We start from the raw sequence: 13298 nt of genomic DNA, 5'->3' as shown, positions 1-13298 counted from the left end.
CTTTATTTTCCCTAAATTGCCGGCTCAAACAAGCTATCTTATAACGCTTCATGAAAAGGGTAAAAGATATAGATCCCGGGCTTTCAGTTCGTTCCCTCGCTGCATTTGAACAGGAAAGAAGAATCTTATCGGACTTGGGCAACGATATTACCGGGGTACGGGATAAAAATGACCTGATCATCCTTTTTTCAAAACGGATCAAGAGCCTGTTCTATTTTACCCATACGATCGTTACCCTCATCGATGCCAAAGATGAAACCTATACACCCTTCCTGCTCGATCATGAATCCTCTCCAATACGGTCGCATGCCCAATATCCGGAATTGATAAAAGCGCATTTTTCGCTGAATGAACCGTTCATCCGGGCGGCATTGCGTGCAGAGGAACCCATCTCTTTTTTGCTGGAGGATATTATGGACCAGCCGCAAAGCCCTTCCTTTCTGCGGGCCAATTATGAAGCCGGCGTAAAGGAAATACTGATGACCAGGCTTATGAAAGAAGGGAAGCCAATGGGTTTTATTCATATTTATTCCGATAAACCTAATAGTTTCAGCATTGAATTCCGAAACGTTATTAAAGGTATTGCACCACAGTTATCGGGTGCTGTATCCAACATCATCAAAAATGAAGAGATCCTTAAAAAGGAGCAGGAGAAATCCTTGCTCCTCGATTTCAGCAATGACATCGCAACCGGAAGAACAAAAGAAGAACTGGCTTTTGCCGTTCGCGCCGTTTTAAAAAAAATAAATCCACCAGGTGGCTTTGTCATTCGCAGGATCAATGAAGATAACACCACCATGAGCCCCTATGCTTATGATCTTACTAAAACGCATGACCCGAAGGTGATAAATGCGCTGGAGCAAGCCAGGTATCCTATTAATGATGGACTGCAGGACCGTGTACTAAATAGCGCTATCCCTTTATTGTTCAACGTAGACAGGGAAATACAGCGCGGCATCACCTCGTCTTATTTACAGCATTGGAAGACGATGGGATTCAAAGAAATTGTGGGCATCCGCTTGCGTAACGGGGAAACGAACCATGGAATTTTGTTCCTGGACATTCAGGAGATCAATGTCCAGTTATTGCAGGGCATTTGTTCGCAAATATCCATCGCCCTGGCCAATATTATGGCCAATGAGCAGATCCATAAAAAGCAGGAGGAGCAGGCTTTTCTGCTCGACTTCAGCAGCGATATTGCACAGGTAAGAACCAAGGCCGACCTGCAGGCTGCTATTTTCAGGGTGTTGGATAAAACCATGCATACTCAATTGTCCATGATCCGGACAATCGATGAGGACGGTTATAATATGTCGCCCTTTATGTATGATGAGACATTGTTTGAAAGAGCAAAAAAGCATTTTGCCGAGTTGCTGGCTCACCGGGTTACGGTCGACGAAATTTATACAGCAGACGTGCTTACCAGTGAGGATGGTCTAGTATTTAATATAGAAGAAGAACTAAAGAGCGGCAATAGCTACGCCAGATTATGGGAAACTACCGGCTTAAAAAATGTATACGGTCTGCCGTTGCGGGTTGGTAACAAAAATATCGGCACCATCTGGCTGCTGGCCGACCGGCTGAGCAAGCTGATGCTGAAAGGTATTTGTGCGCAGATATCCATTGCCATTGCCAATATACAGGCTAATGAAAAACTGCTGGCTTATAAAAAGCAACTGGAAGTAGAAAATGACTACCTGAAAGAGCAGATTAAAACAATTTATAACTTTTCGGAAATTATTGGCAACGGTCAGCAGATGCAGAAGGTATACCGGCTCATGTCGCTGGTAGCAGGATCCAACACCACGGTTTTGATATTGGGCGAAACAGGTACGGGAAAGGAATTGATTGCAAGGGCCATCCATAATGCATCGCTGCGTAAGGATAAACTGATGGTGAAGGTGAACTGCGCTGCCTTACCTGCCAATCTGATAGAAAGTGAATTATTCGGTCATGAGCGCGGCTCGTTTACCGGTGCTATCGACCGCCGCATCGGTAAATTTGAACTGGCTAATAATAGCACCCTGTTCCTGGATGAAGTAGGCGAGCTGCCGCCCGAGGCACAGGCCAAATTGCTGCGCGTGATCCAGGAACGCGAACTGGAACGCTTGGGGGGTAAACAAACCATTAAAGTTGATGTACGTTTGATCGCTGCTACCAACCGCAACCTGGAAGAAGAAGTGAAGGCGGGCCGTTTTCGCGCAGATTTATACTTCCGGTTAAACGTATTTCCCATCAGTCTGCCTTCCTTACGTGAGAGGCCGGAAGATATTGAACCTCTTACACATTTTTTTGTAAAAAAGTACGGCCGGAATACAGGCCGTAAGATCAGGAAGGTCGCACCAAAAGTAATACAGCAATTGCTAAGTTATACCTGGCCGGGCAATGTGCGGGAGTTGGAACATTTAATAGAGCGCAGCATATTACTTACACCCGATGATATTTTGCGTGATGTGTACATCCCGGAAAATACCGCTACGGATAAACAGGACTTGACGCATCTTTTAAATCATTCCCTTGAAGAGGTTGAACGCAGTTATATTATTGAAATACTGAGACGTTGTTCAGGCAAAATTTCAGGTCCCGGCAGCGCCGCCGAAATATTGAAGATCCCCGGCAATACATTGCACTCCAAACTGAAAAAATTAGGCATCACCAAAAAAGATTATTTTGGCTGATTTGCCTCCGCGATGCTGCGCATTCTTCCCTTTATGAAGTGAAGTATGCAGTGCTTTCACGATATACAGTGAAAGCTTGAAACATCATATTTGTTCATCTGTCTGGCTATCAGCAATTTGATTGATTGGCATCCCGTTTGAATTGTTAGTGCAGAAAACAATTCAAAAAATTAAATTATGAAAATCGTAGTTATTGGAGGCTCCGGCCTCATCGGAACCAAAGTAGTTGCCCATCTTCGTCAGGCAGGGCACCAGGTTATTGCCGCCTCTCCGGCCACCGGCATCAATACCATTACAGGAGATGGTTTAGCGGAAGCTATGAGCGATACCGATGTTGTTGTTGACCTTGCCAACTCACCCTCTTGGGAAGACCAGGCTGTCATGGATTTTTTCCAGACATCCGGCCGCAATTTGCTGGCAGCGGAAATCAATGCAGGCGTAAAACATCACGTCGCACTTTCTATTGTTGGCGTCGACATTATGCAAAACATCGGTTACATGCGGGCCAAAAAAGCCCAGGAAGATCTTATCAGGCAATCTGGAGTGCCTTATACGATCATCCGCAGCACCCAATTCCTTGAATTTCTGAAAGGCATCGCCGACCAGGCCACCGATGGGAACGAAGTACATCTTTCAGACGTGCGGTTCCAGCCCATCGCTGCGGACGATGTGGCCGCCTTCGTCGCCAAATATGCCGTGGCGGCGCCCCTCAATGGCAAGGTAGAAATAGCCGGCCCGGAACGTTTTGCCATGTATGAAGTGGTGGCCCAATACCTGCGGCATGCAAATGATCCGCGGAAGGTAGTACCTAACGGCAAGCCCTTATACTATGGCGGGGAAATCAGCCATGCAGCGTTAGTGCCGGTCGGACAGGCAGAGCTGGGAACCATCAACTTTGAAAAATGGTGGAGTAACCAGTTACAAAAAGCCTGAGATCAACAATTACATAACTCCTTCAAAAAATTTAAAATGAACAGTGAACAATTAATTGAATTAACTAAAGAACTTATTTATAACGCGACACATTTTAACGTGCCTTACGTAGAGCAAATTTATTCAGATAAGCTGCTGATCGTTAAAGTAGACGAAAATGGCGCGGTAGATACCATGAATAAGAAACAGCTGATGAGCTTCGTCCAGGGGAATAAAGATGCAAATATGGAGCCCCTTTCTACTAAAACCGAGTACCACTACGCTGTGTCCGACGGAGATATGGGTATGGTGGTGATTACCCGTGAATTGGTATTCGACGGGAAACTGAATAGAAAATTCTTTACCGTGATCTGGGAATATTTATCGGGACGATGGCAGGTTGTCAAAGAGTCTTCCGTGGTACGATTATGAATTATTAAAAATCAAGCAAAATGAAAGATTTTTTATTTGGGTCTTACGCAGATCCTAAAACTAAAGAGAACGGGCAAACCGATGAAGAAATCCTACAAAATTTCGATCCGAATAAGGAAAGCTCAAGCGAAGGCGGCGAATATATGGACGACGCCTTAAGAATGGTAGAGCAGCCTTTAGATTGAAATATTTAAAAGGATTTAAGGTCCAACTGATATTTGGCCCCGCATAAATGATCTGTCGTTAAACTCAAAAAAATATAGTCATGGTAACTTACAATATGGAAATTAAAAATACAGGTCCGATATTAACGGATCTGTTAAGCGCAGTCCAGGGCTTCAATGCTGAAGAGCAGGTGTATGTAAGCAGCAGGATATCCGGAGAACAATTAGATTCATCGGCATCCGCTTCATCGTTAAGCGCATTTGGTATCAGGGAATCAACATTACCTGGTATTTTAAACATTTTGGGAATACGCAGCCTCACTTTAAATTCCATTCATAACCTGGAGACGCTTTTTCGGCTCAATGTCGCTGCGCCCGCAGCAGCGTTGGAAAAACGTACCCGGGAATTTTTTAAGGATGATGAAGTGATCAAAGACCTTCAATCGATCTTCAGCAATTGCCGCACTATTGCTTTTGATGATTGGGCAACAATAAGCGGGGCCTCTGTTTTGTGGGATGGGCTACTGAGAGATGTCATCAGGCCGCTTGGCAAAACCGATCTGGAATTTATTTTCTACTTGGGCGATCCTGTGAAAAAACTTTCTTTTGAGGTGGATGAAGCTCTTGATATCATCAGCGCCTTTTCACTGCATGGAAAAGTGACGTTTGCATTGGATGAAAATGAAGCCATCCGGTTATGGATGATATTAAATGGTGTACAACCAGGTATAGAAATTGCTGAGCAGTCTACTGCCGATCTGAAAAAGAAGTACTTCTCGATTTTCAGAACGATGAATATTACCCGGCTCCTGATTTATTCTGCAAACGACGCCATGTTATATGCTGATGACCAACAATTTGTTCTTTCGCGAAAGAAGGTGGATTATAGTATAGAAATTGCTTTAGACGCCCGACAAAACTTTATGGCCGGCTATAGCATTGGTGTGCTTCTGCAACTCGATATCGGACATTGTATCGCGCTCGGCCTCATTGTGTTCGGCTCCCATGGCGAATTAAAATCGTCCCCGGAACGAAAGGATCTGTGTGCTTATATCCGAAATTGGATTCAAGACCTCGAAAAATCAGCAGAAATACAACTTTATCAGAACTGAATTGAGTTATAAATCGAAGATATCTTAGTTAAGGTTGTTGTATTGAGAAATAAAAATAACAAAAAACCCATTACTAATAGTAATGGGTTTTTTGCCTTTGTCTTATAACTAAATAAATATTATTATGCCTTGTTGTGCTTAACAACAGGGCTTTAATTTCCAGTTATCAATATGACCCGTCAGTTAATTCATCGCCAAATATAAAACTGACACAAGCCGCAAACATGGGATGGCGACTTTACCCCAAAATCAGAACCGCCGGAGATGGCTATATAAGCGGACATTCCCGCCCTGCAAGTCAGGCACACGGCATTCCATTCTTACCCGTTGAGCAACCAACAGCGCGTAGCCGGGTAAAATGTCAAGGCCGGGCAAGCCACTGAAAAACAAAACACAATTGCCCGCTTGTGTAGCCTTGACGTTTTATCCCGGCGTGGGCTATCTTTGCTTTACTGGTGAATGAGGAATGTAAATAGATGATATGGTTAGCCCTTTCTGTTTGGCATTTCAGGCGAATGTAAAGTGGGAGATCGGCATTTCATAATAGTAGTTCGGTCATTTCAAATTCCAATAGAGTACGTAACGCTGTTTATCAATCTGGTAATAAGGAATCAGAGTAATAGGCCTGGCCGCCACGTCTTTCGTTTCGAATGTAAGCTGCTTCCCCGCCAATGGTGTTAGCCACTCAGTCAATTTCCGTTTTTTTACAGTTAGCGAACTGATAACATCTTCAGGGATATTATATTTTACAAATTCCAGCTGGTCCCTGGCAAAAGGTGCAGGCGGGTTTATTCCGCCGGTACCCATATCTCCAGCCAGCAACAATGGGCCGTAAGCGATTGTGGTCACCTTTGCGTTATCGTTTGCTGGGATCAATCGTAATGACATGGGAAAACTAACAGCCACTTCATCACCGGTTTTCCATACTCTTTTTAACTCAATATAACTGCCTGGTTTTTCTGATATTTTAACCACTTTACCATTTATTGTAATCTTCGCACCAGACGTTGCCCAATGCGGATATCGGATATATAACGAAAACGGGATACGCGACGGCGCTTCCTTTACGGTAAGACTAGTTACACTTTCTTCGGGATAGCGGGTTTGTTGAACAATTTTAAAGCCTTTCTCGCCCCAGTTCAATTCCGATGGGATAAACAGGTTAACATAAATGCCATTATCCGTATGGTAATTTGTGCAACCAATGTCGGGTCTCCCGGTATCCAGTTGCCCATAACAATTTTGCCACCTGGGCGTGTAACACGTACCATTTCTTTAGCAACGTCAAACGTTTTTGGGGCAAACATGGCGCCAAAAATGCTGACCACCAAGTCAAAGTAATTATCTTTCAACTCATGAAGGTCGGTTGCATCACCTTCACAGAATTTACATTGGGTTAATCCCTCCGTTTTTGCCCGTGTGTTTCCTGCTTCAACCAGGTTGGCGGCTAGGTCAACGCCTGTAACTTCTGCACCAATCCTTGCTTCCGGTATGGCGGTTGTGCCATCGCCGCAACCGAGGTCAAGTACCTTAAGGCCCTTGGTTATTCCCAATTTGACAACCAGCTTCTCTCCGCTTTCGCGCATCGTTGCTGCAATTTGGGTGAAGTCACCCTTTTCCCATAATGCTTTGTTTAGATTCATGTTTTTTATTGATTTAAACTTTTGATTACCATTTTGTTCCATTCGTTTTATTATTTCAAAATTATGTACGAAAGGCAAGAGAAATTTGTCTAAAAAGTCCAGTATAGTGACTAAAAAGTCCAAAATGATTAACTTTCGTTTTTAGCTGTTTTATGATCAACTTGTACGAAAGTGTGCTACAGCACCCGAATTATCACCGGCAGTTTACCTGCAATGAATCGCTGATCACCGTGTTTAGCTGCCCGGCCGAAGCGCGCCTGATGAAAAACAAATTTTCGACGCTTTGGACCCAATTCAATTATCTTTTTTACGTGGTGGAGGGTAGGAAGATATGGCATACGTCCGAGGGTTCTTATGACATTGGTACTGGCAGTTGTGTATTCGTCAGGAAAGGCGCCTTTGTGCTGGAGCAATTTTCCGATGTAGGTTTTTGCCTGGTTTTGTTCTTTATACCCGACGACTTTATTTGCCAAACCCTTGGAAAAAAATTCAGTGCGCCCGTTAAGCACGCTGGGAACCGGCAAGTGATCACCTTAAACTCCAGCGAAACCCTGGCAGGATTTTTCCTTTCTATGGCGTCATATTTCGGTGAAGCGAAGGAACCAGCACAAACTTTATTAGAATTAAAATTTAAGGAATTGATCTTTACCATAGCCGATAACCCTGGCAATGCTGAATTGCTGTCCTACTTTTGCTCGTTGGTGAATGAGCCAGGCACAGTAGCCCTGGAAAGAATTATGGCGGATAATTACCGCTATAATCTTAAACTGGAACAGTTCGCCCAATTGGGCAACCGCAGTCTTTCCGCATTTAAAAGAGATTTTCAAACTATATTTCACACCACAGCGGGGAAATGGCTATTGGAAAAGCGTTTATTATATGCTAAAAGCCTATTAAACATTCATAGCAAAAAACTGATCAGCGAAGTAGCTTTTGAAAGCGGCTTTGAATCTGTCGCCCACTTCAGCAGGTCATTTAAACAACGGTTTGGTGTAACGCCATCGTCGTTGAGCAATCAGGACACAGCGGTGTAGGTTTGAATGTTGTTTTAAAAAGATTTAACAGGCACTATCTTAAAGCTCATCTAAAACTTCAGATAGCGTTTTCAACTGTATCTTCCCTTCCTTGTGAAGCTTAACTTCCTTAAAAGCCTGTTCTAAATCCTTTTTCATTTTTTTGACTACCTGGGAAAGATTAAGTGTCTTGGGGTCAATCAATTTAAATTTTCCGCCTAATTTTGAGTAATTACAATCTGCCCATTGGGTTGTGCAGGCACCAAAACTATAAACGTAGTCCCTTCATTCAATTCAGATTCCACCGCTATCGATCCCTTAAGACGGTCGATAAATTCTTTTGCAAGCTTTAAACCTAAGCCGGACGAATCGCTGCGGATGCTGTTCCATTCAAATATATTTTCAATTTGTTCATGCGATAACCCCGGTCCATTGTCTGCAATACTAAAATACACCCATTCTTCATGATGCTCAGCCGAAATTTTTATATGTCCGCCGGCTGGCGTAAATTTTATAGCATTACTCAAAATATTCCTCAATACGATCTTTAAAAAATTGACGTCGGTTGTCAAATTTATATCCGGGGCGCAATTAATTTCGACAATAAGTTTTCGTTCTTCCGCAAAATCCTGATACATTGTACTTGTTAAACTGATTAGTTCAAGGGCTGTAATCCTATTTAATTTGAGGGAGAAAGAATCCATCTGGCTTTTGCTCCAAATCAGCAGGTCCTCCATTGATTCCATTAAGTTTTCTGCCGAATTGATAATGCGCTCGTTGTGTTTTTGCCTCTGTATTTCGGTTAATTTACCCGCGTGATTTTTCTGAATATTCAAAAACTGAAACAGGCTGTTTACGGGCGCCCTAAGATCGTGGCTTAATATGCTGAATAGCTTGGTTTTTGAGCTATTGGCTTCGTTCAGTTTTCCATTTAATAAATTAAGTGCCTCATTTTTTTCCTCAAGCAGTTTGTGCGAAATTCTTTTTTGCTCGTAGCTGCGGTATAATAAAAAGGCAATCACCAATAAAAAACCAACAAACGCCAACAAAAACCACCATTTACGTTTTTCATCAGTTAATTCAATATCTTTTAATTTGCTGGCCTGGTTTAGCAGCGCAATTTTTTGCTCCTTTTCGTTACTTTGATATTTTATTTCCAGGTCTGTTATATTTTTTTTTGTATTAGTCTTTTCCAGTGAATCGCGTACAATATTATATTTCACTTCGTATTGGTAAGCCCTTTGATATAAGCCTGCTTTGCCAAAAACATCTGCCAATAAACCCGAAACGTACAACTCACTATCAAAATGGGCGGTTCTTTTTGCTATTTCCAGCGATTTTTCAAAATAAACAATAGCTTTTTGGTAATTGCCCTGGTTCCTGGCCATTTTTCCCCTCATTATCAATACATACATAAAACCGGTTTCGTATTTATTACCAGCATAGTATTCCTGCGCTTTATCTAAATACGCGGCTCCCTGCTTAAATTGTTTCAACTCAATTAAAGGAGAAGCTATTGATACGTAAGTATCTTCCATGTAGGAAATGTTATTAAAGCTTTTGGCTAATGCTATGCATTTTTTAAATGCATTTATCGCTTCGTCATATTTCTTTACATCAATATAAAAACTACCCAGATCGTTGTAGCTGATAGTTTTTGTGTATTGCCGATCATTAAGATAAGCTATCCCCTTTAGTGAATAATCAATCGCTTTATTAAAATCTGAAACCTGCGCATACATACCCGCAATGTTGCATAATTGTATGCCGGTATAAAGGCTATCCTTTTTACCCCGGTAATACTCGAGCAACGGAAAATAAAGTTTTAGTGCTTTTTCGGGCTGGTTGGTAGTCCCATAAATATCAGCCAATTTTTGGGTTAGCTGCATTTTTAACGGAATGTTTTTTATCGTATCTGCCTCACTGGTCATTTTATCTTTGTAAACAGTTACCGAATCGGGCTTACCAGAATCATAGTAAAGTTCGGCTATACGCGTTTGGATAGCAACCATATATCCATTATGTTTTATTTCTATTGCTAGTTTCTCGCCTTTTTTCAAATAATAAACAGCGCTGTCAAGCTGTCGTTTACTGGAAAAAGCGATGCCTAACACATCGTTTGCATAAGCCATTGACGCTTTATCCTTAATCGCCGTTACCAAAATCAAAGCCTTTTTTGCTTCTGTGATCAAACTATCGTACTTGGCCTCGGCAAATAGCCTTTTGCCTTTCGTTTTTAAATTATTCGCAATATTTTGCCCATTGCTTACAGCAGCACCTTTATTAACCTGATTATTACAATTTACAAACAAAAATGCCAAAAGCAGCAAAACTATGCGCTTTATATATTTATGTTCGCTCATTTTAAAATAAGGCATTGGTAACCAGGTCATCATAGATAAGTATAATTAGGTCATATTCAGCAAAATCCTGTTTAGGTCGTTCCTGAATGTTTTACCTACTGGAAGTCTTAAGTTGTCAAGCAATAATTCGTTTTGCTCCAGTTTCCTGATCTGGCTGATAGCCACTGCAAAGCTCCTGTGGATACGCAAGAAGCGATTTTCGGGCAGTTTCTCCAAAAAGTTTTTAAGGTTTGACAGTGTAAGATAAGTTTTTGTGAGGGTAATTACTTTGGTGTAGTCTTTCAAAGCCTCGAGGTAAATTATGTCGCTTACCTTGATTCTTATCAGGTCGTAACTCGCTTTGATGATTAAGAACTCTTCAGCGAAATGAATATCATATAGCTTGGCCTTGTTTTTTATCTGCAGAAATTCTGTAGCGCGCATCATCGATCTTGAAAAGCGTTCGGGCTTTAGGGGTTTCAACAAAAAATCAAGCGCGCGTGTTTCAAAGCCTTCAATAGCATATTCAGGATATGACGTAATAAAAATGCACAACGGCGGATTTTTAAAAGAATTTAAAAATTCGATCCCATTGATATAAGGCATATCAATATCCAGAAAAAGTAAATCAATGTTGTTTGTATGTGTGATTTCGAGGCACTCAACCGGATTTGAAAAGCTTCCAACTAACTTGATAAGGTCGTATTGTTCGAGGTAAGTTTCAACAGTTAATCTGTCAAGTTCATCATCATCGATAATCACACAATTGATCAATTCCATAAGTTTAGATAACGTCACAAAAGCGTTACCTAAAATATGTAAAATCTTCAATCCAAGCAAACTAAATATTCATCGCCCGAATTTTTATTAATTGACGCCCGTTACTGTCCCGCTGCAGTTTAAGGATATTACCGGCGGATATATACTTTATCGCATAGCGTGTTGAAACGGCGAGGGTGAAACATTATCTTAAACGTATGCCTACCGCATCAGTGGGCTGGCTGGTTTTGCCGTTTTTATTTTTTGTGATAAATGTATAATAGTAGGTGTTGCCGGTTGTAACATTTTTATCGGTGTAAGCTTGTGTACCTGCATCCAGTGTGGCTATAAGCTTCGGCTCCTTACCTTCGGGTGCGCGCATCAGCTGGATGCTTAGCAGGTTTTCGCCAATTGGGTTGTTCCAGCTGAGCTGCACACTGCCTGCCGACGGGAACAGATTGATGTTGCTCACCTGGGCCGGACCTGCTTCCTCTTCAATGGTATATCCGCCTTCCGGGCTTGCGCTGCTCATCCGTTTTTTATCCATGCCCACAGTACGTACCGTATAGTGGTAAATACCGGGCGTTTTAATATCATTGTCGATAAAAGTATTTACCATTATGGGTATCAACCGTGTGCTAACCTGCCTGGGTGCACTGGTTTTACCATTGACGGTTATTGTTTTAAAAACAGCATATCCCATAAATACCGACGACACAGTACTCATGTCGGGCCAAAATACCTGCAACTTACTGTTGTCGTCGGTTTTGCGGACCGTTATCTTATTGGGGATTGGCAATGCTGCAAAGTTGTAGCTGCTGGCATAAACCGGCCTCGATTTTGGGCTGATAGCATAAGATGTATTTTCGTCGGCAACGGCATATGTATATGTAATTCCATTTGTAGTCACCGGGAGCACGTCGGTATAGCTCAGGCCTGGCTGGGTGCTTATTAACGGCGTTGCAAGCTGTTTAAATACACCATCGCGGCTATCAGCACGATAGACAATATAAGCCCGGGTATCGGCTTCATTCCTGTCCCAGGTTAGTACCACTTTGTTGCTATCCTGCTTCAGCTGCACATTATCCGGCGGAAACAGGTTGTCGTCCATCGCCTCCAAAATTCCCGGCACGCGTGCCGATGGCGGCGAGGTTTCATACGTACCATTCAGCGTAAGGGAATAGTAATAAGTGGTAATGGGTTTAACCAATCGATCAAAATACGAGGTATCAGTTGGAGCCACGCTGGCTATTTTTACATATTGGCCATCGTAAACTTCACTCCGGTAAATATCAATCGTAGTGATATTCTTATTATTCACTATCTTCCAGCCCAACCGCAACGCCCTGTTTTTTTTATCTGAGTGTGCCCGTAACCCGTAAACAGATGGAGCGATGGATTTTTCAGCAACGTCGAAAGCCTTCATCTCCGGCGAGGCAAACCCTGGATTGCCGGCGGCGTCAATGGGCTGGACTGAATAGGAGTAAGGTACCTTTTGCACTGCGGTATTATCAATAAAGCTTATAAAAACACTGCCTTTACGCCGTATGAATATGGGTTTGGCGTCAATAACTTCAAACCCACTGCGCAAATAATAACTTCTTAGGATCTGACATTTGTACATCTGCCCACTGTCAACAACCTTGAACTCGCCGTAAATCCCCCCCAGGCTGGGAGTAATAACTGCGGGCCGGATATCGGTGACAAACTTTGATATGGGATATTTAATAATGTTGGTATAGTCTTCTGCTTTAAGGTTGGCATTGCCGGCAATCTCAATTTTGTACCGGTAAGCGGTAGCGCTCTCGGCGGCGGCATCATACCATGCCGTACCGGTGGCGGCACGTAATACCAGGTCGTTAAGCATTTCGGGCGGCGAGTTGGTTACAACGTTATTGGTTACCCTTTGCCATACCGACTGCAATGCACCGGCGTCAAGTGGCGCAATATCCATACCCGACACTTTTTCCGTATTCAATATATTAGCCTGCAGATCTTCCTTTGATGCCGGCATCTGCGTGTTTGCTACTTTTACCCAGGGGCCATCGTCACTGCTTTTTTGCCTGGATATGGAATAGCTAAAGTTTTTGGGCAGTACATCGCCGCAAACTACCCATATACCTCTTGGCCCCGCTACCGCCAGCCTCGTTGTTTTTTGGGCCTTGCTAACATTTACTGTACTCAGCAGCAGCATAAAAAGGCCTGGCATAACAATTATTTTATTATACAATTTCATATCATCT

General features: G+C 42.6%; 11 protein-coding genes. 6 read left to right on the top strand and 5 right to left on the bottom strand.

Annotated features, from left to right (window positions below):
* Positions 1-50 precede the first annotated feature (50 nt).
* The 5 genes from BUE31_RS28010 to BUE31_RS27995 all read left to right on the top strand — a co-directional run bounded on the left by BUE31_RS28010 (position 51) and on the right by BUE31_RS27995 (position 5298).
* The gene (locus BUE31_RS28010; RefSeq protein ID WP_073407184.1) at positions 51-2678 is read left to right on the top strand and encodes a sigma 54-interacting transcriptional regulator; all 2628 of its coding nucleotides are present in this window, start codon (positions 51-53) and stop codon (positions 2676-2678) included.
* Between the two features lie 177 nt (positions 2679-2855).
* Complete coding sequence (locus BUE31_RS28005; protein WP_073407183.1) at positions 2856-3611, top strand: SDR family oxidoreductase; 756 nt, start codon at positions 2856-2858, stop codon at positions 3609-3611.
* A gap of 36 nt (positions 3612-3647) precedes the next feature.
* Positions 3648-4022: a hypothetical protein gene (locus BUE31_RS28000; RefSeq protein ID WP_073407182.1), complete on the top strand. Its 375-nt coding sequence runs from the start codon at positions 3648-3650 to the stop codon at positions 4020-4022.
* 20 nt (positions 4023-4042) lie between these two features.
* Entirely contained in the window at positions 4043-4207 is a 165-nt protein-coding gene (locus tag BUE31_RS31215) for a hypothetical protein (protein WP_159440758.1), read from the top strand.
* Between the two features lie 95 nt (positions 4208-4302).
* Positions 4303-5298 (top strand): hypothetical protein, encoded by a 996-nt coding sequence (locus BUE31_RS27995; protein WP_073407181.1) that lies wholly within the window; start codon positions 4303-4305, stop codon positions 5296-5298.
* A gap of 555 nt (positions 5299-5853) precedes the next feature.
* On the opposite strand, the gene BUE31_RS27985 is transcribed toward BUE31_RS27995, so the two are convergent.
* Together BUE31_RS27985 and BUE31_RS27980 are read right to left on the bottom strand one after the other, a co-directional pair.
* Entirely contained in the window at positions 5854-6441 is a 588-nt protein-coding gene (locus BUE31_RS27985; protein ID WP_073407179.1) for a DUF4986 domain-containing protein, read from the bottom strand.
* Positions 6438-6941 (bottom strand): class I SAM-dependent methyltransferase, encoded by a 504-nt coding sequence (locus BUE31_RS27980; RefSeq protein ID WP_234997925.1) that lies wholly within the window; start codon positions 6939-6941, stop codon positions 6438-6440. The genes BUE31_RS27985 and BUE31_RS27980 overlap by 4 nt, the downstream gene beginning before the upstream one ends.
* 152 nt (positions 6942-7093) lie before the next feature.
* On the opposite strand from BUE31_RS27980, the gene BUE31_RS27975 reads away from it, so the two are divergent.
* A complete protein-coding gene (locus tag BUE31_RS27975) occupies positions 7094-7975 on the top strand; it encodes a helix-turn-helix domain-containing protein (RefSeq protein ID WP_073407178.1) in 882 nt (293 codons plus the stop codon).
* A 197-nt stretch (positions 7976-8172) separates the two neighbouring features.
* Here BUE31_RS27975 and BUE31_RS27970 read toward each other — a convergent pair whose 3' ends face one another.
* The 3 genes from BUE31_RS27970 to BUE31_RS27960 form a co-directional block, all read right to left on the bottom strand.
* Positions 8173-10317 (bottom strand): tetratricopeptide repeat-containing sensor histidine kinase, encoded by a 2145-nt coding sequence (locus BUE31_RS27970; protein ID WP_234997924.1) that lies wholly within the window; start codon positions 10315-10317, stop codon positions 8173-8175.
* Between the two features lie 45 nt (positions 10318-10362).
* Entirely contained in the window at positions 10363-11076 is a 714-nt protein-coding gene (locus BUE31_RS27965) for a LytR/AlgR family response regulator transcription factor (RefSeq protein ID WP_073407176.1), read from the bottom strand.
* A 184-nt stretch (positions 11077-11260) separates the two neighbouring features.
* On the bottom strand, positions 11261-13291 hold the full coding sequence (locus tag BUE31_RS27960; protein ID WP_073407175.1) for a fibronectin type III domain-containing protein: 2031 nt from the start codon (positions 13289-13291) through the stop codon (positions 11261-11263).
* Positions 13292-13298: the final 7 nt, after the last annotated feature.

This window comes from Mucilaginibacter sp. OK098 (assembly GCF_900142915.1).
Classification (GTDB): domain Bacteria; phylum Bacteroidota; class Bacteroidia; order Sphingobacteriales; family Sphingobacteriaceae; genus Mucilaginibacter.
This window is presented reverse-complemented; position numbering and strand designations above follow the sequence as displayed.

Bases quoted from the DNA above. Each gene is read 5' to 3' on its own strand.
- BUE31_RS28010 (WP_073407184.1), top strand. From the start codon at position 51: ATGAAAAGGGTAAAAGATATAGATCCCGGGCTTTCAGTTCGTTCCCTC.
- BUE31_RS28005 (WP_073407183.1), top strand. From the start codon at position 2,856: ATGAAAATCGTAGTTATTGGAGGCTCCGGCCTCATCGGAACCAAAGTA.
- BUE31_RS28000 (WP_073407182.1), top strand. From the start codon at position 3,648: ATGAACAGTGAACAATTAATTGAATTAACTAAAGAACTTATTTATAAC.
- BUE31_RS31215 (WP_159440758.1), top strand. From the start codon at position 4,043: ATGAAAGATTTTTTATTTGGGTCTTACGCAGATCCTAAAACTAAAGAG.
- BUE31_RS27995 (WP_073407181.1), top strand. From the start codon at position 4,303: ATGGAAATTAAAAATACAGGTCCGATATTAACGGATCTGTTAAGCGCA.
- BUE31_RS27980 (WP_234997925.1), bottom strand. From the start codon at position 6,941: ATGAATCTAAACAAAGCATTATGGGAAAAGGGTGACTTCACCCAAATT.
- BUE31_RS27975 (WP_073407178.1), top strand. From the start codon at position 7,094: ATGATCAACTTGTACGAAAGTGTGCTACAGCACCCGAATTATCACCGG.
- BUE31_RS27970 (WP_234997924.1), bottom strand. From the start codon at position 10,317: ATGAGCGAACATAAATATATAAAGCGCATAGTTTTGCTGCTTTTGGCA.
- BUE31_RS27965 (WP_073407176.1), bottom strand. From the start codon at position 11,076: ATGGAATTGATCAATTGTGTGATTATCGATGATGATGAACTTGACAGA.
- BUE31_RS27960 (WP_073407175.1), bottom strand. From the start codon at position 13,291: ATGAAATTGTATAATAAAATAATTGTTATGCCAGGCCTTTTTATGCTG.